Source organism: Microbacterium sp. NPDC089321 (genome assembly GCF_040684935.1).
Classification (GTDB): Bacteria; Actinomycetota; Actinomycetes; order Actinomycetales; family Microbacteriaceae; genus Microbacterium.
The window spans coordinates 115992-139741 of sequence record NZ_JBFBGX010000002.1; the positions used below are offsets into that span (position 1 = coordinate 115992).

Sequence of the window (23750 nt, forward strand, 5' to 3'; positions counted from 1 at the left end):
ATTCGTCCTGCGTGTCGCCGCGCGCGGGGGCGGGTGCGGACGTACGTTCATGGCATCGGACACCGTGTCCGGTCGGGTCGGCCTCAAGGTTCGCGACTCGTGGCCCCTGGTCGACTCGCTGCAGAGCCGGGAATGCGTCCCGGGTGGGAGTGGATCGTGACCACACGTACAGCACAGCAGCAGTCCACGTCAGCAGTCGGAGCCGTGTCACACGATGACACGGCTCTTCGCACATATGTGCTCGATACCTCGGTGCTGCTGAGCGATCCGCAGGCCCTGTTCCGTTTCGCGGAGCACTCGATCGTGCTCCCCGTGGTGGTGATCAGCGAGCTGGAGGGCAAGCGTCACGACCCCGAGCTGGGGTACTTCGCGCGTCGCGCGCTGCGTCACCTCGACGAGCTGCGTGTCGAGCACGGCCGACTCGACTTCCCCATCGAGGTGGGCGACGGCGGGACCCTGCGTGTCGAGCTCGCCGGCGCCGATCTGTCACTGCTGCCCGCTGGCATCCGGCTCGGCGACAACGACAGTCGCATCCTCGCCACCGCCGCCCGGCTGGCGAACGACGGGCAGGACGTCACCATCGTGTCGAAGGATCTGCCGATGCGGGTCAAGGCGGCATCTCTGGGGCTCGCCGCGGAGGAGTATCTGGCCGAGCAGGCGGTGGACTCCGGGTGGACCGGCATCACGACGCTCGACCTGTCGGGCGACGAGATGAGCGACCTCTACGAGAGCGAAGTCGGCCTCAGCGACGAGGTGCGGGGCGTGCCGGTGAACACGGGACTGATCATCCACTCCGAGCGGGGATCGGCGCTGGGTCGCGTGGTGGCTGACGGAGAGTTCCGGCTGGTGCGCGGCGACCGCGAGGTCTTCGGCATGCACGGCCGGTCGGCCGAGCAGCGCATCGCGATCGACCTTCTGCTGGATCCGGAGGTGGGGATCGTCTCGCTCGGCGGGCGAGCCGGCACCGGCAAGTCGGCGCTGGCGCTGTGCGCGGGCCTGGAGTCGGTGCTCGAACGGCAGCAGCAGAAGAAGATCATCGTCTTCCGCCCGCTTTTCGCGGTCGGCGGGCAGGAGCTCGGCTACCTGCCCGGTGACCAGGGAGAGAAGATGGGCCCGTGGGGTCAGGCGGTGTTCGACACGCTCGGCTCCGTCGTCTCGGGCAACGTTCTCGAAGAAGTCGTCGCGCGGGGGATGCTGGAGGTGCTGCCGCTCACTCACATCCGCGGCCGTTCGCTGCACGACGCGTTCGTGATCGTCGACGAGGCGCAGTCGCTCGAGCGCAACGTGCTGCTCACCGTGCTCAGCCGCATCGGGCAGAACTCGCGGGTCGTGCTGACGCATGATGTCGGACAGCGCGACAATCTCCGGGTCGGGCGCTACGACGGAATCGCCAGTGTCATCGAGACGCTCAAGGGCCACGACCTGTTCGGCCACGTGACTCTGCAGCGCTCGGAGCGCTCGGCCATCGCGGCTCTGGTGACGGAACTGCTGGAGGGGGGCGAACTGAGCTGACCGACGCTCGAGGCTTCTCGCTCTCGGTCGAATGCTCGGGGGTCGACAGGCCGGATGGTGGACGTCTCGGGGAGATTCGTCCGGCATCCGGAGTGTCGGCCCCCGTTCTTCTGTGACGGATGCCCCGCCAGACTTTGACGGCCTGCATTTCGTCGTGAGCTCAGGCGGGTCGGCGGATGCTGCGCGCGGGCGTTCCCGGTGCCGGTGCGGCCGTTACGTTCGGGGCGGCGCACCCCTGTCGGACGTTCTCGCACGATCGGTCCGGCATCTGGAGTGTGTGGCTCCCGTTTCGATCGTGCGGAGGCGAACACGTGGCTGGTGGTCCGTGGCCGGCATCAGCAGCCGGGTGCCGTGGGCTGCTCCGCGCACGTGCGCGCGACGAGGGCGGTGTGCGCCTCGAAGATGCGGATCTGCTGCGTCGGTCCGGGGATGTCGAGCTGTCCCTCGACGGGGAACCATCCGGCTCCGAGGTCGATCTCGGCTGCGTACGCGATGTCCACCCGAGCATCGTAGGTTCCGCGCTCGGAGTAGGTGTGACTCGTGTCGGTGGGCGTGAACTGCGCTTGCCCGAGGCTCGCCCAGCTCGCCCCGGGCGAGGAACTGGTCCGGGTCTCGCCATCGCCGTAGTCGAACGTGTATGACACCGGAGTGAAACGCACGTCGACAGGGAAGCCGAACAGGTCACCGGAGCGCACGTGCGGGGAGGCCTCGGTGACGAAGTTCGCGGGAAGCCCCACCACTCCCAGACTGTCGGGTTCGCCCACGATCCTGCCCTCAGCGGGGGCGAAGGTCGCGAGATCCGTGATCGCGATCGGCGGCAGCCCCGGCGACTCCTCGCCTTTCTCTGGCTCTGCCTCTTCGCCAGGGATGCTGTTCTGCCAGCAGCCGCGGTTGGAATCCCAGTCGACCAAGCAGTTCTCGAACGGTGAGGGTTTGTCTGGTGGCGGGTAACCGACGGTAGCTTTGCCGCTCCCACCGCTTGATCCGTACCGGGATCCGGAGGAGTTGCTCGCGCCCCCACTGCTTCCCCGCTTGGTCTTGATACCGCTGAGACCGAGTTCCGAGCCGTCTTCCGCGGTTCTCCACGTTGCGGTTCCTCCACCGATTTCTTGGCCATCAGCCGGAGGCACCGCTGTTCCCACTGCAGCGAGTACCACTACAAGAGCGCTCATTGTCAACCTCATTCGCACGAGAAGCCCTCGGGCGCGTGATTTGACGCGATCTTGAGGCCAGTAGTCGTGGTTGAGGGCACGAACGTGACCCTCAGCGCTCGCCTGTCGATCCGTTCCACGGGGGTGACGGAATTGCCGTTGGCGTCGAGTAGATCGACCGAGGTGACATCAAGACACACATGGGCCACGACTGACCCGTCGTCGCTGCTGACGGGCGTGAACGTGTCGAACCTTGTCTCCCCCTTTCTCGTGACGTTCTCGGCTCGCAAGTAGCTGAGGTTCTCTCGCTCCGAGGCCAGAGCCGTGCCCGTAAGCCATTCGAACACCGGTCGGAATGATAGGGAATCCCTCAGATCGGTCGCATTGAGCGCTTCCACGTACGCCGCGTACGTCGCCTCCGCCGCAGCGAACGCCTCTTCATCCGTGGCGAAGGCTGCGGACTTCGTCGGCTTCGGCGCTGGCTTCGAATCCGGGGTGCAGGCCGACAGCATCCCGACCAGCAAGCCGGCGGCAGCGACGGCCGAACCTGTGCGCAGAAGCGTGATCGTCGTTTTCACCGCACCACGCTAACCCGAATGGCGGAACTGCCTCCCGAGTTATCCACAGCCCGGGTCACGCGCGGCGAACGCACCACTTCGCGCCCAGAGCACTGCTTATCCGCGTCGCCAGGTGGTGCACTCGACGGGTGCCGGTGCACTCGACTACGACGTCGTGCACGGCCGCACGACCGACGGCCGCGATGCACTCGGCGCCACGCACGACAAGCGCCCGGACGCAGAAATCCCCGCCCTCCACACGGAACAGGCGATCCGTGTGCAGGGCGGGGAGATCTGTGCGGGCGCGTCAGGAACCGAACGCCCCGAAGCAGCGTCAGCCGGCGTGCGTCATCGACAGCAGGTCGAGCTTGGCGTCGAGCTCCTCTTCCGAGATCTCGCCGCGCTCGACGTAGCCGAGGTCGATGACCGCGTCGCGCACGGTGATGCCCTTGGCGACCGAGTGCTTGGCGATCTTCGCCGCGGCCTCGTAGCCGATGACCTTGTTGAGGGGGGTCACGATCGACGGGCTCATGCCGGCGAACGCGGCGGCCCGCTCGACGTTGGCCTCGAGGCCGTCGATGGTCTTGTCGGCCAGAACGCGCACGGCGTTCGAGAGCAGACGGATCGACTCGAGCAGCGCGGTGCCCATGACGGGGATCGCGACGTTCAGCTCGAACGAGCCCGACGCGCCGGCCCAGGCGACGGTCGCGTCGTTGCCGATCACGCGCGCGCAGACCATGAGCACGGCCTCGGGGACGACCGGGTTGACCTTGCCGGGCATGATCGACGAACCCGGCTGCAGGTCGGGGATGTGCAGCTCGCCGAGGCCCGTGTTGGGGCCCGAGCCCATCCAGCGCAGGTCGTTGTTGATCTTCGTCAGGGACACCGCGATGGTACGCAGTGCACCCGAGGTCTCGACGAGGCCGTCGCGGTTGGCCTGAGCCTCGAAGTGGTCCTTCGCCTCGGTGATGGGCAGCTCGGTCTCGGCTGCGAGCAGCTCGATGACCTTCTGCGGGAAGCCGAGCGGGGTGTTGATGCCGGTGCCCACTGCGGTGCCGCCGAGGGGCACCTCGGCCACGCGGGGGAGTGCCGACTGCACGCGCTCGATGCCGAGGCGGATCTGGCGGGCGTAGCCGCCGAACTCCTGGCCGAGGGTGACGGGCGTGGCGTCCATCAGGTGGGTACGGCCGGACTTCACGACGCCCTTCCACAGCTCCGCCTTCGCCTCGAGGGCGACGGCGAGGTGGTCGAGCGACGGGATGAGGGTGTCGATGAGCGCCTGGGTGACGGCGATGTGCACCGACGTCGGGAAGACGTCGTTCGACGACTGCGACGCGTTGACGTGGTCGTTGGGGTGCACGGCCGAGCCGAGGATGCCGGATGCCAGGTTCGCCAGCACCTCGTTCATGTTCATGTTCGACGAGGTGCCGGAACCGGTCTGGTACGTGTCGACGGGGAACTCCGCGTCGTGCTTGCCCGACGCGACCTCGTCGGCGGCCTGGGCGATGGCGTCGGCGATCGCGCCGTCGAGCGTGCCCAGCTCCTTGTTGGCGAGCGCAGCCGCCTTCTTGATGCGGGCGAGCGCGGCGATCTGGGTCGACTCCAGTCCCTTCCCCGAGATCGGGAAGTTCTCGACGGCACGCTGGGTCTGAGCGCTGTACAGCGCCTTGGCGGGCACTCGCACCTCGCCCATGGTGTCGTGCTCGATGCGGTACTCGATGTCGGTCATGCCGATCCTTCCTCGAATGCGGGCGCGGTGCCCTCGGTGTCGATGCCCACAGTGACGACGGGCACGGCCGTGCCCTCTGCGAGACGGTAGTTGGCGCCGACGATGCCCAGGCGGCCCGCGGCGACCGCGTTGCTGATCATCTCGGACGAGTGCAGCAGGTCTGCCACGGTGTTGCGCAGGTGCTCGCGCCCCACGAGCTCGGCGTCGATATCGGCGACCGTGGTGCCGCCGGTCTCGGCGAGCACCTTGCGGGCCGCGGGGACGATCGGCGCGATCAGCTTCCAGATGCCGGCGGGCAGCGGAGCGGAGTCGATCGCGGTTCCGTCGATCGCCGCGCGCACCGCGCCGCACGAGTCGTGTGCGAGCACGACGATCAGCGGGACGTCGAGGATGCCGACCGCGTACTCCAGGCTCGCGACGATCGACTCGCCGAGCACCTGTCCCGCGTTGCGGACGACGAACAGGTCGCCCAGGCCCTTGTCGAAGATGATCTCGGCCGCCAGGCGCGAGTCCGAGCATCCGAACAGCGTGGCGATCGGCGCCTGCCCGTCTGCCAGCTCGTGCCGCTTGGAGACGTCCTGATGCGGGTGCGCGGGTTCGCCGGCGACGAATCGCCTGTTGCCGTCGAGCATCTCCCGCCAGGCCTCAGCGGGGGTGAGCGTTGCGGTCATTCGGCCTCCTTCAGGTCGTCGATCTGTGCGGACAGGGTCTCTGCGAGCTCGGCGGTCGCCTCGGGCGACTGCGAGCCGTACAGCAGGACGTAGTCGGGGCCCGCCTGGGTCCCGATGGCATAGGAGATGTTCGCGGTGCCGCGGTCGCGCAGGTCGAACTCGTCCCACTCGCGGCCGTCGATCGTCGTGGTGCCGTTCGGCGCCATGCCGTCGAGCACCTGGGGCGCCCAGCCGACGTCGGTGCCGAACGCCTGGGCGACCCGGATGAATCCGCGCTCGTCATCTGCCGCAGGCGCCAGCGTGATCGTCCAGACGCGGGTGCTGCCGCCGGCGAGATCGGCCTCGTTGACCCGCCAGTAGTCGTCGGCCTCGACGACCAGCGCGGGGCGCTGCATCGAGGTCTCGACGTCTGCAGCGATCGCGGCGACGTCGATCTCGGGCCGGTCGGGCACCTGGCCCCGCGGCACACCGAGCACGACGATGGCGACGACTCCGACGGTCACGATCAGTGCCGCGATGAGGTTGCGGAACGTCTGACTCGACCGGTAGACGCGACTGGCCTCGGCCTTGCGGTCGGCGGTCTCCTGAGCGGTCTCGGGGCGACCGAGCCCGGCGACCACGCGAGGCTCGCGGCTCATTCGCCCGCTCCGGATGCCGCGTCGCGTGCGGCGTCGAGACGGCGCTTCGCGCCGAGCAGCCACTCTTCGCAGCGGGCGGCGAGAGCCTCGCCGCGCTCCCACAGGGCGAGCGAGTGCTCGAGGGTGGGGGAGCCCTGTTCGAGCTCGGCGACGACGCGCACGAGTTCGTCGCGTGCGGCCTCGAACGACAGTTCTTCGACAGGGGAGTCGCTGGGGGCAGTCACGCCCCCATCCTACCGGCGTGTCGGACGTCGCCGATCCGGTCGCTCAGCCGCTCTCCGGCACCTGCCCGTCCGAGACTGCGCGCACCGACCCGCGGTCGACGGTGACGGTCATCGGGGTGCCGGCCGGGGCATCGACGGCATCCGTCAGGATGCGCCCGTCGTCGAGGTGCGCGATCGCGTAGCCGCGCGCCAGCGTCGCGGCGGGGGAGAGCGCCCGCAGCGAGGCCCGCAGCTCGGCGGTCGATCGGTGTGCGGCGTCCAGCGCTCGGGTGACGGTGTCGCGCCCGCGGGATGCGAGAAGCCACACCTCCTGCGCGCGGTCGTCGATGATCGGGTCGGGCGAGCGCAGCACCGGGCGCGAACGCAGCTGCTCGAGCTGCGCGATGTCGTGCGAGACACGCTGGGTCAGCCGGGTCCTCGCGCGCGCTCTCAGCTGCGCGACGATCGCACGCTGCTCTCCGACGTCGGGCACGACCCGCTTGGCGGCATCCGTCGGCGTCGACGCTCGAAGATCCGCGACGTCGTCGAGCAGCGGATGGTCGTTCTCGTGACCGATCGCGCTCACGACGGGAGTGGATGCCGCCGCCACGGCCCGCACGAGACGCTCGTCGCTGAATCCGAGAAGGGTCTGGGGGTCGCCGCCGCCGCGGGCGATGATGATCACGTCGACGTCGGGATCGGCATCCAGCCGCTTCAGGGCGGCGAGCACCTCGGGCACGCACCGATCGCCCTGCACGGCGACGTGCTGGGTGCGGAAGTGCACCTGCGGCCAGCGCAGCTCGGCGTTGCGGTGCACATCCTTCTCGGCGTCGGATCGCTCGCCGGTGATCAGGCCGATGCAGTGCGGGAGGAAGGGCAGCGCCTTCTTGCGCGAGGAGTCGAACAGGCCCTCCTGGCGCAGCTGCACGCGCAGCTTCTCGAGCTTCTCGAGCTGGTCGCCGAGGCCGACGTGCTTCATCGCCGAGACGATGAAGCTGAAGTCGCCGCCCTTGACGAAGTAGTCGGCCTTCACCGCGGCGACGACATGGTCGCCGACCGCGATGTCGGAGGGGATGCGCGGCCGAACGCTCGACCACACCCGGATGGAGATCTGCGCGTCGGAGCGCGTGTCCTTGAGGCGGGCGAACACGTTGCCGCCGCGCTGGTTCCACGACGTGATCTCGCCCTCGACCCAGACCGTGTTCCACCGGGCGATGAAGTCGCGGATGGTGCCGTTCAGCCGTGCCACGGAGGTGGGAGCGGCGGGCGTCGAGTCCCGCGGCGCCACCGAGTCGGCGGGCGGCGGCTCGCCGGGGATCGCGGCGGCTTCGAAGACGGTCATCCTCTCATTCTTCCGGATGCCGCAGACGAGGCGTCTGCGGCAGGTGCCGCTCCCGGCCCGCGAACAGGTGGCGCCGGTAGACTGAAGGGGTGAGTTCAACCGCTGTCTCGCTGCCCGTGCCGCACATTCCGACCCGCCGTCGCGCCGCCGAGCGCGCGCGCCTGGAGAACCTTCCGGTCGGCGGTGACAAGCGTGTTCTGCTGGCCGCTCCCCGCGGGTACTGCGCCGGAGTCGACCGCGCGGTCGTCGCCGTCGAGAAGGCCCTCGAGCGCTACGGCGCCCCGGTGTACGTGCGCAAGCAGATCGTTCACAACATCCACGTCGTGACGGAGCTCGAGCAGAAGGGCGCGATCTTCGTCGAAGAGGTCGACGAGGTGCCGGAGGGAGCACACGTCGTCTTCAGCGCGCACGGGGTCTCGCCGGCGGTCGTGAGCGCGGCATCCGATCGCGGCCTGCACGCGATCGACGCGACCTGCCCGCTCGTCACCAAGGTGCACCGCGAGGCCGTGCGCTTCGCGCGCGACGATTTCGAGATCCTGCTGATCGGTCACGAGGGGCACGAGGAGGTCGAGGGCACCGCGGGCGAGGCGCCCGACCATGTCACGATCGTGAACTCGCCTGAAGAGGCCGACACCGTGGTCGTGAAGGACCCGAACAAGGTCGTCTGGCTGTCGCAGACCACGCTCTCGGTCGACGAGACGATGGAGACGGTCAACCGCCTGCGCACCCGCTTCCCCGAACTGCACAACCCGCCGTCGGACGACATCTGCTACGCCACTCAGAACCGGCAGGTCGCGATCAAGAAGATCGCCAAGGACGCCGACCTTGTGATCGTCGTGGGCTCGGCGAACTCGTCGAACAGCGTGCGTCTGGTCGAGGTCGCCCTCGAGTACGGAGCCAAGGCCGCATATCGGGTCGACTACGCCGATGAGGTCAAGCAGGAGTGGCTCGACGGTGTGCGCACGGTCGGCGTGACGAGCGGCGCTTCGGTGCCCGAGGTGCTCGTGCGCGAGGTGCTCGCGGCCCTCGACGAGGCCGGCTACGCCGATGTCGAAGAGGTCCGCACGGCTGAGGAGGACCTCATGTTCTCCCTGCCGAAGGAGCTGCGTCAGGACACGTCGGGCAAGCGCGACGAGCGTGCGCTGGGCGGTCGAGTCTCACGCGCATGAGCGTCGACCGGCCGCAGTACGGCGAGTATGCGTCGCCCGAAGAGCAGCGTGCACGCGCGGGGCTGCCCCCGCTGAGCGCCGAGCCCGCGGCATCCGCGCCGACGCCGACGCCGGTGACACCGGCTGCGCCGGCTGCCGCCGCGCCCGCCCGCCCCGTCGGCAGGCTCGTGACCTTCGTGCTGCTGGGTTTCGGCCTGGTCAACGTGCTCTCGTCGATCCCGCAGTTCGTGAACATGGCCTCGACGCTCACCGAGTCGATGGAGATGCTCGGCCTCGACGGCGAGTTCACGAATTTCGCGGCCGCGCGCACCTGGGGCATCGTCGCCGTGGTCGTGCTGCTCGTCGGCTACGCGGCCACCGCCTGGTTGTCCTTCCGTCAGCTCAAGCGCAACAGGGCGGCGTGGTGGATCCCGCTGGTCGGCTTCGTGGTCACGATGTCGCTGGTGTCGGCCTGCATCTCGGTCGTGATGTTCAGCGACCCGGCGTTCACGGCCGGGCTCCTCACACCTCCTGCCGGGTAGCCTCGAAGGGTGTCAGCAGAGCAGATCGCCTTCCACGTCAGCTACGCCTCCGTCGAATCGGCGACGGGCGACGACCCCACCCCGCTCGCCGCAGACCTTCTGCGGGAAGAGCGCGTGCTGGCGGCGTCCCGCGGCTTCGACGGCGATGAGTCCGTCTTCCTGATCCCGGTCACCGAGAGCGGACATGTCGTCGCGCTCGACGGCGACGATCGGCTGCGTTTCGACCTGAGCCTCCTCACCCTGCAGCAGAGATTCGAGGCTGCGCGTCTGACCCTTCATCTCGGGATGTCCGACGATGCCATCGAAGAGGTCGACCAGGAACTCGACGAGGAGTTCGGAGCCGCTTTCGAGCAGCTCGACGATCCGGCGTCGGCCTCGGACGACTTGGGCGGATTCGGGATGCCCGATGCGGGCGACTCCGACGACGATGACGCCTTCGCCATGCAGCCGGTGCGGGTCGCCGAGTTCTCGCGGCGCGGTCCGTGGGGTGCGCGGATCACCGCGCAGATGACCGGCGTCGAGGTCGACTACCTCGAGGCGGGAACGTGGTCGCTGTATCGCTATGCCACCGACCAGCCGCACATGGCAGTCTCGGGCGGCGGCGCCGATGAGCCGATCATCGAGGTGAACCTGCCGCAGCACGGCGAGGCATGGGTCGAGGTGACGGTGCGCGGCCGCACCGGCATGTTCTGGCCGAACATCGAGCGGCTCACGCAGCCGGTGGTCGATCTCGACGCCATCACCGTGCCCGAGAGCGCGGATGTCTACCGTCGCATGCTGCTCGGGGCCGACGGAACGGACGACGAGCTGCGGGGCCTCGACATGGGCGAGCAGATCGACCTCGAGACGGCGCGGCGCGCGTGCGCCCCTGAGGCTCTGGGCGGCACCGCAGGAGAGCTCGAGCGCGTACGAGCCTTCATCTCGGCGTTCGGGGTGCCGGCCCGGCTGATCTCGGCGGCCATCGACGACGCGGAGGCCGGCCGTCGCTTCACTCCTCGAGGCTGGCCGCGCACCGTGGCCGACCTCGCCGTGGGCGGGATCGGCGAGATCACCGCACTGACGAGCCGCGAACGGCCGCTGCCCCGCGCCGCGCGGTTCTTGCGGAAGCGCCCGGCGCTCGGCGCGGCGCTGAGCGTCACCGAGCTCGCCGCCGGACTCGCGGCGAGCAGGGCGAAGTCTCCGCTCGTGCGGGGACTGGGCGTGCTGGTGATCATCGACGCCGCACTCGACCTCGCCATCTGGGTGCGTCGCGCACGCTCGCGCTGAGCACCCATCACTCAGACGACGATCAGCGGGCGTTGCCGCTGTTGACGTGGCCGCCGCCGTGACCGAGCGACTCGCCCTGGCCGCTGTTCACGCCGGGGCCCTTCGCGTCGGTGCCGGGCTCGACGTGGTTGGTCTTCGTGTGCACGATGTCGTAGTAGGTGCTGGTGTCGCCCGCGCTCGGGAACACACGGTAGGTGAACACGTTCTTGGTCAGCTCGGTGATCGGCACCACGCGCTGGAACAGCACGTCGCCCGCGGCGTTCTTGGCGTTGATCCAGCGCTCGGAGCCATCGGGGGTGACGGTCCAGTCGCCGCGCAGCTTGGGGCTGTCGTCGAGGTTGTACATCGCGTAGGTGCCGTCGGCGTCGAAGTACGCCCAGCCGACGAAGTTCGAGACCGCCGGGTCGTCGAGGGCGATGCGCCGGCCGTCCTGGTCGAACGCGGCGGTCGTCTTCCACGGGGTCGACGCCAGCAGGTCGGACGGGGTCATGGTGGTCTTCGAGAACGGGTGGGCGGATGCCGCGACGGGCGTCTCTGCGGCCATGGCCGAGCTCGGAACGACGGCGGCCACGGCGAGGGCGATGGCGGATGCGCTGAGGACGGAACGTCGGGAGATCCGGGTGGTGATGTTCATGCCCTCAACGCTACGAAGCCGGGTCGGGCGCGCACATCATCCGATCGGCCAGGGATGCCGGAGCCGATGGGCTGAGTGCTCAGACCCCTTCCCAGACGGCTCGGGCACCGGCGTCCCCTGTCAGCACTGTCACGACGATCGTCCCGACGGCCGTGACGACCGCGAGAACGGGCACGATGATCGCGACAGCATGCGCGGCGGACGCGCGGCGCAGCCGCGGCAGCATCCGGTCGCTCACTGCCACCGCGACCGCCGCGACCAGCAGGGCGATCGTCCAGGGTATGAGCATCTCGCCGAGAGCCTCGTGACGCTCGATCGCGGGCGTCACGCCGACCGTGTCGGCGAGTTCTTCGCCTGCCAGAGCCGTCACGGGAACAAGTCCGGCGACCAGCAGTGCCGCCACGGGCGGCGCGTAGCCCAAGCGGTGTCGCGCCGCCGGCCACACCGCGGCGATCGCGACCGCGAGGGCGGTGAGAGGGGTGAGCACCACGACGGCGTGCACCAGCAGCGGGTGCAGGGGAAGGCCGGCGATGCGGAACGCGTCGGCGTCGGCGAAGATGTCCATACCAGGAGAACGGCGTTCGCGCCGTTTCGGTTCATCGGTGAACCGAAGAGCTCTCCGCCTCGTTTCCCCGGTGAGGAGGCGATCTGTGACCCGAGACGACGATGAGCGGCTGACCGCGCTCTATGAGCTGCACGCCGGCCCCATACGGCGCTATGTCGTGAGCATCACCGGAAGAGGGGGCGGGGCGGATGACGTGGTGCAGGAGACACTGCTGCGTGCCTGGCGCACGCCCCGCATCCTGGAGCGGGATCCGGCGACGTCCCGGGCATGGATGATCACCGTAGCGAGGCACATCGTCATCGACGAGGCGCGCAGCGCCAGGCGGCGTCACGAGAGCCCTGTCGCCGAGCTGCCCGAGCGGGTCGCCGACGATCAGACGGATCGGCTGTTCGATGCTCTGCTGATCCAGGATGCGCTGGCGACTCTGAGCGATGAGCACCGCGCCGTCGTCGTCGCGGCCTACTATCGCGGCCGCAGCGTCGCCGAGGTGGCGTCGGAGCTGGGCATCCCCGCCGGAACCGTGAAGTCGAGGATGCATTACGGATTGCGGGCGCTGCGACTCGCACTGCAGGAGAGAGGGGTGACCCGGTGAACGCGGAGCACGAACGATTCGCCGCGTGGGACGCCGCCTACGCGCTCGGCGCTCTGTCGACCGCGGAACGCGAGGAGTTCGAGCGCCATCTCGCCGACTGCGGGCGCTGCGGGGACGCAGTGGCGGAGCTCATGCCGACGGTCGCGCTGCTCTCCCGGCTCGATGCTGATGACGCAGAGCAGGCGGCGACGGGCGGGGACGCGGGCCCCCTGCGCGTCCTGGCAGCCGCACGGGAGAGGCGCCGGGTACGCAGGCGGATCGGCGTGTTGGCTGCCGGGATCGCCGCCGCGGTGGTGGTGGCCACGATCGTGTCGGTGTCGGCGCTGTCGCCCCGGCCTGCGGAGATGATCGCCCTGGAGCCCGTCGACGGGGCCCCGGTGACCGCGACCGTCGCTCTGAGCGCCGTGCCGTGGGGCACGAAGCTCGATGTGGAGTGCGAGTACGACGGGAGCGACCGCTACGGAGTCGCTCGGGCGTACGCCCTCGCCGTCATCGACGCCGAGGGGGAGACCACGTTGCTGTCGAACTGGACGGTGACCCCGGGGGCGAGGGCGAAGCTGTCGGCCGGCACCGCGCTGACGACGTCGGAGATCCGAGCGATCGAGATCCGCGATGCCGGCGGCCGGGTGATGGTCCGCCACGACTTCGGGTGAACCGCCGCGCCCTTCGTCTCGTGTCACAGGGGAGCGCCCGGCAGCGGGCCGGCGCAGACGAAGGGACCTCATCATGCGCAAGCAACTCGCGATCGGGGGCATCGCCCTCGCACTCCTGCTGTCAGGCTGCAGCAGCCCCGGCGCATCCGGGCCGGCGTCGGACGGCGGCGACTCGGGCTACAGCGCGCCGTCGAGCGAGCCGTCGGACGAGGCGTCGGAGCCCGCGGCATCGGGCGCCGACGTCATGGTCGCCGAGACGTCGCTCGGCGAGGTCGTCGTCGATGGGAAGGGCATGACGCTCTACATGTTCGACAACGACACGCAGGGCGGCGACACGAGCGCCTGCACGGGCGCATGCCTGCAGAACTGGCCGCCCCTGATCGCGGCCGGAGACGAGCCGAAGGCCGACGGCGTCACCGGCGAGCTGGGCACGATCGAGACGGCCGACGGCAAGATGCAGGTCACGCTGAACGGCTGGCCTCTGTACTACTTCGCCGGCGACAGCGCCGCCGGTGATGTGAAGGGCCAGGGCGTCAAAGACGTCTGGTGGGTGCTGAGCCCGGCGGGCGAGCGCATGGCCGGCTGAGACGGGAAGAGGGATGTCGCGGACCGGCGGTCCGCGGCATCCCTCTGATCGCGTCGGGCTCGATCAGCTGCGCGACTGGCCGTGCGAGCCGAGTTGACGGGTCGACTCGACGACGCGCGCGGCCATCGCCGACTCGGCGATCTTGCCCCAGGCGCGCGGGTCGTACTGCTTCTTGTTGCCGACCTCGCCGTCGACCTTCAGCACGCCGTCGTAGTTCTTGAACATGTAGTCGGCGATGGCACGCGTGTAGGCGTACTGCGTGTCGGTGTCGATGTTCATCTTGATCACGCCGTTCGCGACGGCGAGAGCGATCTCCTCGTCGGTCGATCCCGAGCCGCCGTGGAAGACGAGGTCGAGCGGCTTCGGGCCGGTGCCGTACTTCGCGGCCACCTCGGCCTGGATCTCACCGAGCAGCTCAGGGCGCAGCTTCACGCCGCCGGGCTTGTACACGCCGTGCACGTTGCCGAACGTCAGCGCGGCGATGTAGCGGCCCTGCTCGCCGAGGCCGAGCGCCTGGATCGCCTGGTCGACGTCGGCGAAGGTCGTGTAGAGGGCCTCGTTCGAGCCCTCGTGCGCGACGCCGTCCTCCTCGCCGCCGACGACGCCGATCTCGACCTCGAGGATCGCGTTGATCGCCTTCATGCGAGGCAGCAGCTCTTTGGCGATGTCGATGTTCTCATCGAGGGGCACGGCGGAGCCGTCCCACATGTGCGACTGGAAGATCGGGTTGCGGCCCGCCTTGACCTCTTCCTCCGATGCCGCGATCAGCGGCTCGACGAAGCCGGCGAGGGCATCCTTCGGGCAGTGGTCGGTGTGCAGCGCCACCGTGATGGGGTAGTTCTTGGCGACCTCGGTCGCGTAGCGCGCGAAGGCGAGTGCGCCGGTCGCACGAGCCTTGACGGTGTGGCCGGCGAAGTAGTCGGCGCCGCCCGTGGTGACCTGGATGATGCCGTCGGAGCAGGCCTCGGTGAGCCCCTGCAGCACGGAGTTGATCGTCTGCGAGCTCGAGACGTTGAAGGCGGGATACGCGAAGCCACCGGCCTTCGCGCGGTCGAGCATCTCTGCGTACTGTTCCGGAGTGGCGACGGGCATGAGTTCTCCTGCTTCTGTCGGTCGGGGTGCATGCTCACTTTAGCCCGGTGGGGTGCGGAATCAGCCGTCGTTACGCCCGCTCGGGCGCGTATCTTTATCACGCGGTAAGAACCGCTGTTTCTTCGTCACCATATCGTGAAAACTCGCGGTTTTCGTCGCTGTTCGTCAGTATGCTGACCGGCATGGTGAGCCTCTCAGCCGATCTCAGCCCTCTGCACCCCGACCGCAACCTCGCGTTGGAGCTCGTCCGCGCCACCGAGGCGGCTGCGATCCGCGCGGTGCCGTTCATCGGCCGCGGTGCGAAGGAGGCCGCTGACGGTGCGGCTGTCGATGCCATGCGGGCATTCCTCGGCACGGTCGACTTCCAGGGCCGCGTCGTGATCGGCGAAGGCGAGAAGGACAACGCCCCCATGCTGTTCAACGGCGAGGTCGTGGGCACGGGGCGGGGGCCTGAGTGCGACATCGCGGTCGACCCGATCGACGGCACCACGCTGACCGCCGACGGACGGCAGAACGCGCTCTCCGTGCTCGCAGTGTCCGATCGCGGCACGATGCTCGACGCCTCCAGCGTCTTCTACATGGACAAGCTGGTCACGGGCCCCGCAGGCGTCGGCGTCGTCGACATCCGCAAGCCCATCGGCGAGAACATCCGCCGGCTGGCGAAGGCCCTCGGCAAGCCCGTCGATGAGATGGTCGTCTCGGTGCTGAATCGCCCCCGCCACGAGAAGCTCATCGCCGAGATCCGCGAGGCAGGAGCAGGCACCCGCCTCATGAGCGACGGCGACGTCGCCGGCGGCATCAACGCGGCTCGCCACAACGCCCGCACCGACATGTGCGTGGGGATCGGCGGCAGCCCCGAGGGCATCGTCACGGCCTGCGCGATCAAGGCGCTCGGCGGTCACATCCAGGGCGTGCTCTGGCCGCGTGACGACGACGAGCGTCAGCGCGGCATCGATGCCGGCCTCGAGTTCGACAAGGTCTACGAGGCCGACGACCTCGTGAAGGGCAACAACACGATCTTCGTCGCGACCGGCGTCACCGACGGCCAGCTCGTGCGCGGCGTGCGCCGTGAGGGCAACTACCTCTACACCGAGAGCGTCGTGCTGCGCGGCGCATCGGGAACCCTCCGCCGCATCACCTCGGATCACCTCGTCTCGAAGTGGCTCTGACACGGGCATCCGCCCACCGCGTCCCTCGTTTCTCAGCGACCGCTGGCAGAATGGTCGAGTACCGGCGTGATCAGCACACCGGCATGGTCATGAAGAGGAGTGCTCGGGATGCCGTCAATCGAGCCGTCTGAGAACGCCAGCCGCATCGAGCACATCACCACCAAGACCGGCCGCATCGTGCGGGTCACGGAGGAGCAGATCATGGCCGCGCAGCAGGCGAAAGCCGCTGTCCAACCGGGCTTCGACCCCGCGCGCCGCGCCGACGTGCTTTTCCGGGTGCGTCGCGAAGAGGGCCACGAGCTGAGCTCGTGGTGGTTCATCGGAGCTTTCCTGGCGACGTCGTGCGTCGTGATCGCGCTGCTCTCATGGGTGCCCGGCGGCGCCTGATCGGCTCACGGACGCGCTGATCGGCGCATCGGACCGACCTCCTGCGGCGGGGTTAAGCAGACGAGGTTCAGGCGACGGCGCGCTCGAGCGCCGAGACCAGCGGCGCGGTTCGTGCCACTCCCAGTGCATCGCCCAGCGCGTCCACGTCGCTGACGGCGGCGCGGCGCGCGGCATCGATCACGATCTGGGCGCAGGCGCGGGCATCGGCCAGCGCGTCGTGGTGCGGGAAGTCGCCGAATCCCGCCGCAGCTGCCGCCATCGGCAGCCGGTAGGAGTCAAGGGTGTACGTCTTGCGCGCGACCGCCAGCGAGCAGAGCGAGCGGTACGGCGGGGCGTCGAGTCCGGTGACCTCGCAGGCGCGTCGCAGCACGTTCAGGTCGAACCCGGCGTTGTGGGCGACGAGCACGTCAGCGCCGGCGAAACCGCACAGCCGGTCGAGCTGCTGCGCCCAGGTGGCGGCTCCCATGACGTCCTGCGGACGGATGCCGTGGATCCGGACGTTCCACTCGTTGAACTCGTCGTGCCCGGCGGGCGGCTGGATCAGCCATCCGGTCTGCGCGACCACCTCGCCGTCGCGCACCCGCACGAGTCCGACCGAGCAGGCCGAGGCCGGGCTGGAGTTCGCGGTCTCGAAGTCGATCGCAGTGAAGTCCAGGGGCACGGATCCACCTTCCCCCGGCATCCGGATGCCGGGCGGCAGACTCGCCGTAGGCTGGCGAACATGAGCGATTCGCGGGCGACGTCCTTCGGTGCAGAGGCTGACAACTACGAGGCGGCACGGCCCGATTACCCCTTCGAGGCGGTCGCGTGGATGCTCGAACGCCTGCCGGATGGCGCTCGCCGTCTCGTCGACGTGGGCGCCGGCACCGGCAAGCTCACACGGGTGGTCGCCGAGGCGCGGGACGCGGAGGTCGTCGCGGTCGATCCGGATGCCGTGATGCTCGCGAAGCTGCGCGACCACGTTCCCGGAGTCCCGACGTTCGTCGGCACCGCCGAAGCGCTGCCGCTTCCGGATGCCAGCGTCGACGCCGTGGTGCTCGGACAGGCGTGGCACTGGGTGGATCCTGTTGCGGCATCCGCCGAGATCGGCCGGGTGATGCGGCCAGGCGGAACACTGGGACTGATCTGGAACGCCCGCGACAACCGCGTCGACTGGGTGCGCCGGCTGACCGCGATCATGAACGCCAGCGCGGCGGAGGAGATGCTCGACGCGGGCGGCCCGACGGTCGCCACTCCGTTCGGTGAACCCGAGGCGGAGCGGTGGGAGTGGCTGCGCCCGATGACCCGAGAGCAGCTGCATCGGATGGCCGCCTCGCGCAGTCACCTCATCACCGCTTCGGAGGCTGAGCGCGACAGCATCCGGAAGGACATGGACGACCTCTTCGACGAACTGGGCCTGGAGGGCGACGCGACCATCGACGTGCCGTATGTGACCTGGGCCTTCCGCGCGCTGCGCGGCTGAGTCGACCGGCTCGCTCGGCGGCGCCGCGCCGGTAGACTCGTATCCCGTGGCTCTCACTATCGGAATCGTCGGCCTGCCCAATGTCGGCAAGTCCACCCTCTTCAACGCGCTGACCAAGAACGACGTGCTCGCGGCGAACTATCCGTTCGCGACGATCGAGCCGAACGTCGGCGTCGTCAACCTGCCTGACCCGCGTCTGCAGGTGCTGGCCGGGATCTTCGGCAGCGAGCGCATCCTGCCCGCCACGGTGTCGTTCGTCGACATCGCGGGGATCGTGCGCGGTGCGAGCGAGGGAGAGGGGCTGGGCAACCAGTTCCTGGCGAACATCCGCGAGGCCGATGCGATCGCTCAGGTCGTGCGCGGTTTCGTCGACGACGACGTCGTGCACGTCGAGGGGACCGTCGACCCCAAGGGCGACATGGAGACCATCAACGCCGAGCTGATGCTCGCCGATCTGCAGACGATCGAGAAGGCTCTGCCGCGCTTCGAGAAGGAAGTGAAGCAGAAGAAGACCGATCCCGCGGTTCTCGATGCGGCGAACGCGGCGAAGGATGCTCTGGAGCGCGGTCAGCTGCTCTCGACGGCCGGCCTGGACCTCGCTCCGATCAAGGAGCTCGGTCTGCTCACGGCGAAGCCGTACATCTACGTGTTCAACGTCGACGAGTCGGTGCTCACCGACGATGCGAAGAAGGCCGAGCTCGAGGCGCTCGTGGCGCCCGCGCAGGCGGTGTTCCTCGACGCCAAAATCGAGTCCGAGCTGATCGGCCTCGACCCCGAAGACGCGCAGGAGCTGCTCGAGGCGACGGGTCAGAGCGAGTCGGGTCTCGACCAGCTCGCCCGCATCGGCTTCGCCACCCTCGGCCTGCAGACCTATCTGACTGCAGGGCCCAAGGAGTCGCGGGCATGGACGATCCCGCAGGGAGCCAAGGCGCCGCAGGCGGCCGGTGTGATCCACACCGACTTCGAGAAGGGCTTCATCAAGGCCGAGGTCATCTCGTTCGACGACCTCGTGGCGACCGGCTCGGTGGCCGAGGCTCGCGCCAAGGGCAAGGCCCGTCTCGAGGGCAAGGACTACGTCATGCAGGACGGCGACGTCGTGGAGTTCCGCTTCAACGTCTGAGTTCCGCCCGAATTCGGCCGGTAGTCTCAACGAATGTGGATGGGCAAGGTGCCTCTGGTGAGACGGCAGGGCGATGCGCGCTGGGTCGCCACCGGGCTGCTTAACAGACTCGTCGGAAACCGGCTCTATTCGGTCGAGTTCGTCGTGGACTATGTACAACTCCGATTCGATGGAGACGGAATCTCGGGCGGTCCGGTCGTCATGAACTGCTATGTCTGGCCCAGGGTGGAGTTTCGCGGTCGGTGGTGGAGTGAGACAAACCTCGGGTATGCGGACGCGCTTCGGGGTTTGATCACCGGGACGGTGAACACGACGGTCGAGGCGACAGGTGTCGGTCTCCGAATGGATCTTGACACAGGCAGCGTCATCCTCCACCCCGCGCTGGACGAGGTGCACGTCGAGATCGCGGAACTGCAGGGGTTTGACGACGGCGCCTGGATGGTCTGGCGACCCGGCGAGGAGAGTTTCGAGGATCTGGTGTGATCCGAGTTCGACGGGACTCGAGCACTGATGCGTATCCACGACGCAACCTCATGGAGTTCGGGTTCGCGTCGTACAGGCAGGAGACCCAGAGCCGCCTCACGGTCGACGTGCGCGCCGCTAAAGTCAGGGTCATGGATAGCCCGCACGAACGCGCATTCGCCGAATTGGAACGAATGGTCGACACACACGGCTGGGCGATCCGGCACGTACTCGGCAACGCGTCTGCCGCACCGTTCTCCTACACGGTCGGCCTCACGGCGAGAGGCTGGGACGAACTCGTGATCACCGGTCTGCCTGCCGACGTCGCTGACGTGTTCATCAGGAATGCGGTGGACGAACAGGAGTCCAGCGGAGCGTTCCATGCGGGCGACCGCACGGATGCGCTCACGGATTCGGGCTCGGTGGTGTTCATCCGAGTCGACGACCGCCGAGGGTTGACGGCGGCTGAGCGGATGCTAAGCGATTTCGAAGCACTCCAACTCGTGTGGCCGGACTCGAGCGACAACCTCCCGTGGGACATCGGTTATCGCAATCCACCAGAGACCCAGCCGGTCCTAGGTTCAGCACCGAGGTCGAACCGTGGTCCGTGATTCCTATCGGTGACGTAACGCGGTGCGGTTCTGCTTCATCGTCTGAGGTCGAATGAGCCTGTCGATCCGCGTCGTTGCGCATGACGAGCTGAACCGCAACGATCTCGCCGGGCTCCGGAAGCTGTTCGATGCCGAGTACCGCAGCGAGTACGGCGACTGGCATCCGGACCCGCCCTATGGGTACGCACCTCACGATGTGCACGTGATCGTGGGCAAGGGAGCCACGATCGTCAGGCACGTCGGGTGGGCCCGACGTAGCATCGGAACGTCACGAAGTTCCAACACCGAGGTGGGCGTGCAGGCGGGCACCGTCGTCCGACGGCGACGGATTAGTCGCTGCCTTCGACCTCCAGCCAGGTGACCACGTCCTCGAGCTCAGCGCGAAGATGATCCCATGGCTCGTTCAGGTCGAGTGTTCGCGCACCGATCCGGGTTCCCTGAATGACGACGTCGAGGTCGGGCTGGTACGCCGCATCCGTCCGCGCGTACAGCAGCAGCCCTCTCACGGAGCCGTCCTGCGTAGTGTCGGCGTTCTTGGCGTAAGCGAGTACCTGGTACAGGTGTGCCGAGTGCACCGTGGACTTGCCCCACGCGCCCGTCTGCATCGAGTTCCCGTAGTACTTCGCATCAATGATCAATCGCGACGCTCCGCGACGCAGGGTAACGTCGGTGCGCATAGCCGGAAGTTGATCGATGCCCCGAGCGCTCGCCGCATCGTAATCCCACGCGACCGCCGATGCCGCGGGGAGGAGGTGGGGATGGTGAGCGCGGAAGTACTCACGAAGAAAGCGCTCGTACAGGCGGCTCATGGCATCGTCCGAGACCCAGGAGCGGAGCGTCGCGATGCCGGCGTCGTCGGAGGGGAGGAGCCCCTTCACGATCAGCTCGCACACGCCGAGCAGTAGACGGTATTCGGCGTTCGCGCGGTGGTACCCGAGCGCGCTCCACCGGATCGAGGTGGGGGCGACCAACGTCACGGTCTCCAGATAGGGGAGGAGTCTGCGGAGAGCGTCTTTGCGCCGCGGTGCGACCTCACCGTGGCGGATGAGGAGGACGATAACTGACTTCAATGCGCGGTTGTGCGGCGTGTCGGTCTCGTAGTCGTCGTACTCGCAGACCAGGCGTCCTCTCGTCAGAGAGCGCGCCGCGACGGTGCGGGTGATGTCGATGCGACCGCGCACCGTCGCAAGCTGGTCTCGGCGTGTGAGGTAGTCCCGATGGAGTCCGCGCTTCACCTGTGCGCCCACCCCGCGGACGAGCACCTCGGCGAGCAGGTCCTGGACACGCTCGAACCGTTCCGCCACCACCCGGGCGCTGCCGTCGCTGTGCATGGCTCGAAACGCGTACGCCAGCATGACGTAAACGTTGCGGACGGCTATCGAACTGTCGGTCATGCGACGGCGGCGCGGAGCTTCCCCGCCCATTCCCCGGCGCGCATCGGTTCGTCGAACCAGTACTCGTCGAGCAGCGGGATGAGCTCGTCCTCCACGACCGAGTACAGCCATCCGTCGCCATCGGTCCCCACTGGGTCGGAGAGGAAGCTGTGCCCGATCGCGAATCCCGGGCCGAGTGCCGGATCCTCGGCGATCGCTGCATTTAGATCGACGACGACTTTGACGAGCGCGTCGAGAGTGGGACTTCCGGTCTCCTGCTGCCACCGGGTGAAGCCCGAGGAGTGGAAGCCGGGCGCCATTTCGAAGAAGCCGAATCGGCGGCGGAGCGCATAGTCGAGGACCGCGAGGCTACGGTCGGCGGTGTTCATCATCCCGATGATGTGGACGTTCGGGGGCACCGAGAACGTCTCGTTCTTGTACAGGAGACGGAGCTCCTGTCCACGTTTGTCGGACTCGATGAGCATCAGCAGTTCGCCGAAGATCTTGGAGATGTTGCCCCGATTGATCTCGTCGACGATGAAGAAGTACGGCCGGTCGGGGTCATCCGCGCGCGCGATGTCACAGAACCTGTAAAACGGGCCCTCGGTTAACGTGAATCCACCGGACTCGGTCGGACGGTATCCCATCATGAAGTCCTCGTAGGAGTAGCTCTGATGGAACTGGACGGTCTGAACGCGACTGGGATCTTTAGCGCCCATCATCGAGTAGGCGAGCCGCTTGGCCGCGAACGTCTTTCCGACCCCGGGAGGACCCGCCAGGATCACATTCTTCTTACGGGCGAGCAGAGCTCGAAGGCGCTCATAACGCTCCTCCGAGACGTACACTTCGCTGAGGAACGCCGCCTTATCGTAGGCCGGCACGCGTGTGGAGGGGATCGGCGTCTCCGGCTCCGCGTCATCACCAAAGAGGGCCTCGAGCTTCCCCACGTAGTCGCGATAAGGCGTGATGTCGGTGAGCGTCTTCGTGACGGAGTCTCCCGGGTGCTCCCACGACCCGACGTCTGTCCACCGGACCGAGCGCAGATGCCGGAACGACGGTCTATCGGGCTCGTAGCGAGCATCTGACGTCACCTCTCCGCGTCCGACGATCTCTCGGCGCCCTCGTTTGGCGTAGATGATGTCGCCGACCGCGATTTCGTTCTGAAACTGCCAGAGAGCCAGCACGCCGTTCTTCATGGATCCGCGCGTCCCATCGGGGTCAAGCACCCGACGGATCGCCTCCCGGCTAGGAAAGGACGACAGATCGTCGACGTCGTCCCAGCCGATCCCCATGATGCCGTGGGCCGAGAACTCGGTCCATTCAGATGCCTGCGCGCCGGGCGAGTAGAGCCAGTGGTGGCGAGGTCGCGGCTCGCTAGACGCTACGGCTTCCGTTGCGGCCGTCGGGACGTCCGGTGTCGTCGGCTCCCACAGGTCGACGACGCCCGGGCTCCAGAAATGGAAGCTGCTGTCGATCCCGGACGCCAGAGCAGCCCTGATCGCCAGGAGGTCACGGTCCACGGATCCGGGGGCGTCTCCGCGCGCACCCCCGATGCGCCCCGAGAGGGCATCGCGGATCTTCGACTTCATGCCGGCCGACGAGATCGGTTCGAAGGCGTCGGGCCGCGCGAGGAATTGGAAGGCGTTGCGGATGTCGGATCGGTCGACCCCGGACGCCAGCATGACTCGCTGGAGCTCCCACGGGTCGGTCCGTGCTGCCTCGCGTTCGATCTCCGAGATGCTGTTCCAGTGACGAACCAAGGTCGAAGCCCAGATCAGGTGACGCCAGAGGGCGCCGTTGTACCAGGATCCAGGCTCGAAGCCGGCGGTCCCGGACGGCCGGTCGATCCAGCGCGACATCTGCTCGGGGATGGCCAGCGGGACGTCGAGGTGCGACAGGACCCGCTCGATGTGGGCTCTGCGCGTCTCAGGGAGCGCGGAGCGCAGGGGGTGCTCACGTAGGAAGACGAGCTCGGCCGCAAGCAGTACCACCTCTCTCGGGGCGTCCTGGAGCTGGACGTCGAGCTTGTCCCACTGCCCCTGATCCGCGCCAACGATCGGGTTGTCGCCGATCCGCGCCCGGAGGTCTTCCGCGGCCTCGGCTGTCCAGATCGTCGTGTCGGGGTCGATCGTCGATCGGCGGTCTCCGAGCATGTGGGCGATCACCCCTCCGACTTCGCGCGCGACCTCCATGTCGGGCGCCGGCCTGGACCTCTCGGCCGCCAGCTGGGCAACGTCATCGAACCGATCCGTAGTCATGCACCCCATCTTGCCGGGTGCGGACCG

27 protein-coding genes are annotated in these 23750 nt (G+C 68.2%); 14 read left to right on the plus strand and 13 right to left on the minus strand.

Annotated features, from left to right (window positions below):
* Positions 1-156: 156 nt before the first annotated feature.
* Positions 157-1512, plus strand: coding sequence for a PhoH family protein (locus AB0N59_RS08550; RefSeq protein WP_363481562.1), 1356 nt, complete (start codon positions 157-159; stop codon positions 1510-1512).
* 335 nt (positions 1513-1847) lie between these two features.
* On the opposite strand, the gene AB0N59_RS08555 is transcribed toward AB0N59_RS08550, so the two are convergent.
* From AB0N59_RS08555 to xseA, 7 genes are all read right to left on the minus strand, one after another.
* Positions 1848-2423, minus strand: coding sequence for a PKD domain-containing protein (locus tag AB0N59_RS08555; protein ID WP_363481565.1), 576 nt, complete (start codon positions 2421-2423; stop codon positions 1848-1850).
* Positions 2424-2692: 269 nt separating this feature from the next.
* Positions 2693-3241, minus strand: coding sequence for a hypothetical protein (locus AB0N59_RS08560; RefSeq protein WP_363481568.1), 549 nt, complete (start codon positions 3239-3241; stop codon positions 2693-2695).
* A 313-nt stretch (positions 3242-3554) separates the two neighbouring features.
* Complete coding sequence (locus AB0N59_RS08565; protein WP_363481571.1) at positions 3555-4949, minus strand: class II fumarate hydratase; 1395 nt, start codon at positions 4947-4949, stop codon at positions 3555-3557.
* A complete protein-coding gene (locus tag AB0N59_RS08570; RefSeq protein ID WP_363481574.1) occupies positions 4946-5620 on the minus strand; it encodes a carbonic anhydrase in 675 nt (224 codons plus the stop codon). The genes AB0N59_RS08565 and AB0N59_RS08570 overlap by 4 nt, the downstream gene beginning before the upstream one ends.
* Entirely contained in the window at positions 5617-6258 is a 642-nt protein-coding gene (locus AB0N59_RS08575) for a DUF4245 family protein (RefSeq protein WP_363481577.1), read from the minus strand. Before AB0N59_RS08575 ends, AB0N59_RS08570 begins: the two co-directional genes overlap by 4 nt.
* Positions 6255-6482 carry an exodeoxyribonuclease VII small subunit gene (locus AB0N59_RS08580; RefSeq protein ID WP_204975973.1) on the minus strand — a complete coding sequence of 76 codons (228 nt, stop codon included), beginning with the start codon at positions 6480-6482 and terminating at the stop codon, positions 6255-6257. The genes AB0N59_RS08575 and AB0N59_RS08580 overlap by 4 nt, the downstream gene beginning before the upstream one ends.
* 43 nt (positions 6483-6525) lie before the next feature.
* Complete coding sequence (xseA, locus tag AB0N59_RS08585; RefSeq protein ID WP_363481580.1) at positions 6526-7803, minus strand: exodeoxyribonuclease VII large subunit; 1278 nt, start codon at positions 7801-7803, stop codon at positions 6526-6528.
* Positions 7804-7928: 125 nt separating this feature from the next.
* Between xseA and AB0N59_RS08590 the strand changes: the two genes are divergently transcribed.
* The 3 genes from AB0N59_RS08590 to AB0N59_RS08600 are packed head-to-tail and all read left to right on the plus strand — an operon-like array spanning position 7929 to position 10759.
* Complete coding sequence (locus AB0N59_RS08590) at positions 7929-8972, plus strand: 4-hydroxy-3-methylbut-2-enyl diphosphate reductase (protein WP_363484149.1); 1044 nt, start codon at positions 7929-7931, stop codon at positions 8970-8972.
* On the plus strand, positions 8969-9493 hold the full coding sequence (locus AB0N59_RS08595; protein WP_363481583.1) for a DUF6264 family protein: 525 nt from the start codon (positions 8969-8971) through the stop codon (positions 9491-9493). Before AB0N59_RS08590 ends, AB0N59_RS08595 begins: the two co-directional genes overlap by 4 nt.
* A gap of 9 nt (positions 9494-9502) precedes the next feature.
* Positions 9503-10759 (plus strand): hypothetical protein, encoded by a 1257-nt coding sequence (locus tag AB0N59_RS08600; protein WP_363481586.1) that lies wholly within the window; start codon positions 9503-9505, stop codon positions 10757-10759.
* Positions 10760-10781: 22 nt separating this feature from the next.
* Here AB0N59_RS08600 and AB0N59_RS08605 read toward each other — a convergent pair whose 3' ends face one another.
* A complete protein-coding gene (locus tag AB0N59_RS08605) occupies positions 10782-11393 on the minus strand; it encodes a DUF4822 domain-containing protein (RefSeq protein WP_363481589.1) in 612 nt (203 codons plus the stop codon).
* A gap of 79 nt (positions 11394-11472) precedes the next feature.
* Positions 11473-11958 carry a DUF2231 domain-containing protein gene (locus AB0N59_RS08610; protein ID WP_363481592.1) on the minus strand — a complete coding sequence of 162 codons (486 nt, stop codon included), beginning with the start codon at positions 11956-11958 and terminating at the stop codon, positions 11473-11475.
* An 85-nt stretch (positions 11959-12043) separates the two neighbouring features.
* Here AB0N59_RS08610 and AB0N59_RS08615 point away from each other — a divergent pair, with 85 nt between their 5' ends.
* The 3 genes from AB0N59_RS08615 (at position 12044) to AB0N59_RS08625 (ending at position 13789) form a co-directional block, all read left to right on the plus strand.
* Positions 12044-12550 (plus strand): sigma-70 family RNA polymerase sigma factor, encoded by a 507-nt coding sequence (locus AB0N59_RS08615; RefSeq protein ID WP_363481595.1) that lies wholly within the window; start codon positions 12044-12046, stop codon positions 12548-12550.
* The gene (locus AB0N59_RS08620) at positions 12547-13203 is read left to right on the plus strand and encodes a zf-HC2 domain-containing protein (RefSeq protein WP_363481598.1); all 657 of its coding nucleotides are present in this window, start codon (positions 12547-12549) and stop codon (positions 13201-13203) included. The genes AB0N59_RS08615 and AB0N59_RS08620 overlap by 4 nt, the downstream gene beginning before the upstream one ends.
* A gap of 73 nt (positions 13204-13276) precedes the next feature.
* Positions 13277-13789, plus strand: a complete 513-nt coding sequence (locus AB0N59_RS08625; protein ID WP_363481601.1) for a hypothetical protein — start codon at positions 13277-13279, stop codon at positions 13787-13789.
* 63 nt (positions 13790-13852) lie between these two features.
* Here the strand turns inward: AB0N59_RS08625 and fbaA are convergent, their stop codons facing one another.
* Positions 13853-14881, minus strand: coding sequence for a class II fructose-bisphosphate aldolase (gene fbaA / locus AB0N59_RS08630; protein WP_363481604.1), 1029 nt, complete (start codon positions 14879-14881; stop codon positions 13853-13855).
* A gap of 182 nt (positions 14882-15063) precedes the next feature.
* Between fbaA and glpX the strand changes: the two genes are divergently transcribed.
* On the plus strand, positions 15064-16050 hold the full coding sequence (gene glpX / locus AB0N59_RS08635; protein ID WP_363481607.1) for a class II fructose-bisphosphatase: 987 nt from the start codon (positions 15064-15066) through the stop codon (positions 16048-16050).
* Positions 16051-16158: 108 nt separating this feature from the next.
* Positions 16159-16437 carry a hypothetical protein gene (locus AB0N59_RS08640; RefSeq protein ID WP_239528146.1) on the plus strand — a complete coding sequence of 93 codons (279 nt, stop codon included), beginning with the start codon at positions 16159-16161 and terminating at the stop codon, positions 16435-16437.
* Positions 16438-16504: 67 nt separating this feature from the next.
* Here AB0N59_RS08640 and AB0N59_RS08645 read toward each other — a convergent pair whose 3' ends face one another.
* The gene (locus tag AB0N59_RS08645) at positions 16505-17098 is read right to left on the minus strand and encodes a 3'-5' exonuclease (RefSeq protein ID WP_363481610.1); all 594 of its coding nucleotides are present in this window, start codon (positions 17096-17098) and stop codon (positions 16505-16507) included.
* A gap of 60 nt (positions 17099-17158) precedes the next feature.
* Here AB0N59_RS08645 and AB0N59_RS08650 point away from each other — a divergent pair, with 60 nt between their 5' ends.
* The 5 genes from AB0N59_RS08650 to AB0N59_RS08670 are packed head-to-tail and all read left to right on the plus strand — an operon-like array spanning position 17159 to position 20453.
* Entirely contained in the window at positions 17159-17899 is a 741-nt protein-coding gene (locus tag AB0N59_RS08650) for a class I SAM-dependent methyltransferase (RefSeq protein WP_363481613.1), read from the plus strand.
* A 46-nt stretch (positions 17900-17945) separates the two neighbouring features.
* Positions 17946-19019: a redox-regulated ATPase YchF gene (gene ychF / locus AB0N59_RS08655; protein WP_363481616.1), complete on the plus strand. Its 1074-nt coding sequence runs from the start codon at positions 17946-17948 to the stop codon at positions 19017-19019.
* A gap of 33 nt (positions 19020-19052) precedes the next feature.
* Positions 19053-19502, plus strand: a complete 450-nt coding sequence (locus AB0N59_RS08660) for a hypothetical protein (protein ID WP_363481619.1) — start codon at positions 19053-19055, stop codon at positions 19500-19502.
* 50 nt (positions 19503-19552) lie between these two features.
* Positions 19553-20092, plus strand: a complete 540-nt coding sequence (locus tag AB0N59_RS08665) for a DUF4262 domain-containing protein (RefSeq protein ID WP_363481622.1) — start codon at positions 19553-19555, stop codon at positions 20090-20092.
* A gap of 52 nt (positions 20093-20144) precedes the next feature.
* A complete protein-coding gene (locus AB0N59_RS08670) occupies positions 20145-20453 on the plus strand; it encodes a hypothetical protein (RefSeq protein WP_363481625.1) in 309 nt (102 codons plus the stop codon).
* Here AB0N59_RS08670 and mcrC read toward each other — a convergent pair.
* Together mcrC and AB0N59_RS08680 are read right to left on the minus strand one after the other, a co-directional pair.
* Entirely contained in the window at positions 20422-21486 is a 1065-nt protein-coding gene (gene mcrC / locus AB0N59_RS08675) for a 5-methylcytosine-specific restriction endonuclease system specificity protein McrC (RefSeq protein WP_363481628.1), read from the minus strand. The genes AB0N59_RS08670 and mcrC overlap by 32 nt on opposite strands.
* Positions 21483-23723, minus strand: coding sequence for an AAA family ATPase (locus AB0N59_RS08680; protein ID WP_363481631.1), 2241 nt, complete (start codon positions 23721-23723; stop codon positions 21483-21485). Before AB0N59_RS08680 ends, mcrC begins: the two co-directional genes overlap by 4 nt.
* Positions 23724-23750: the final 27 nt, after the last annotated feature.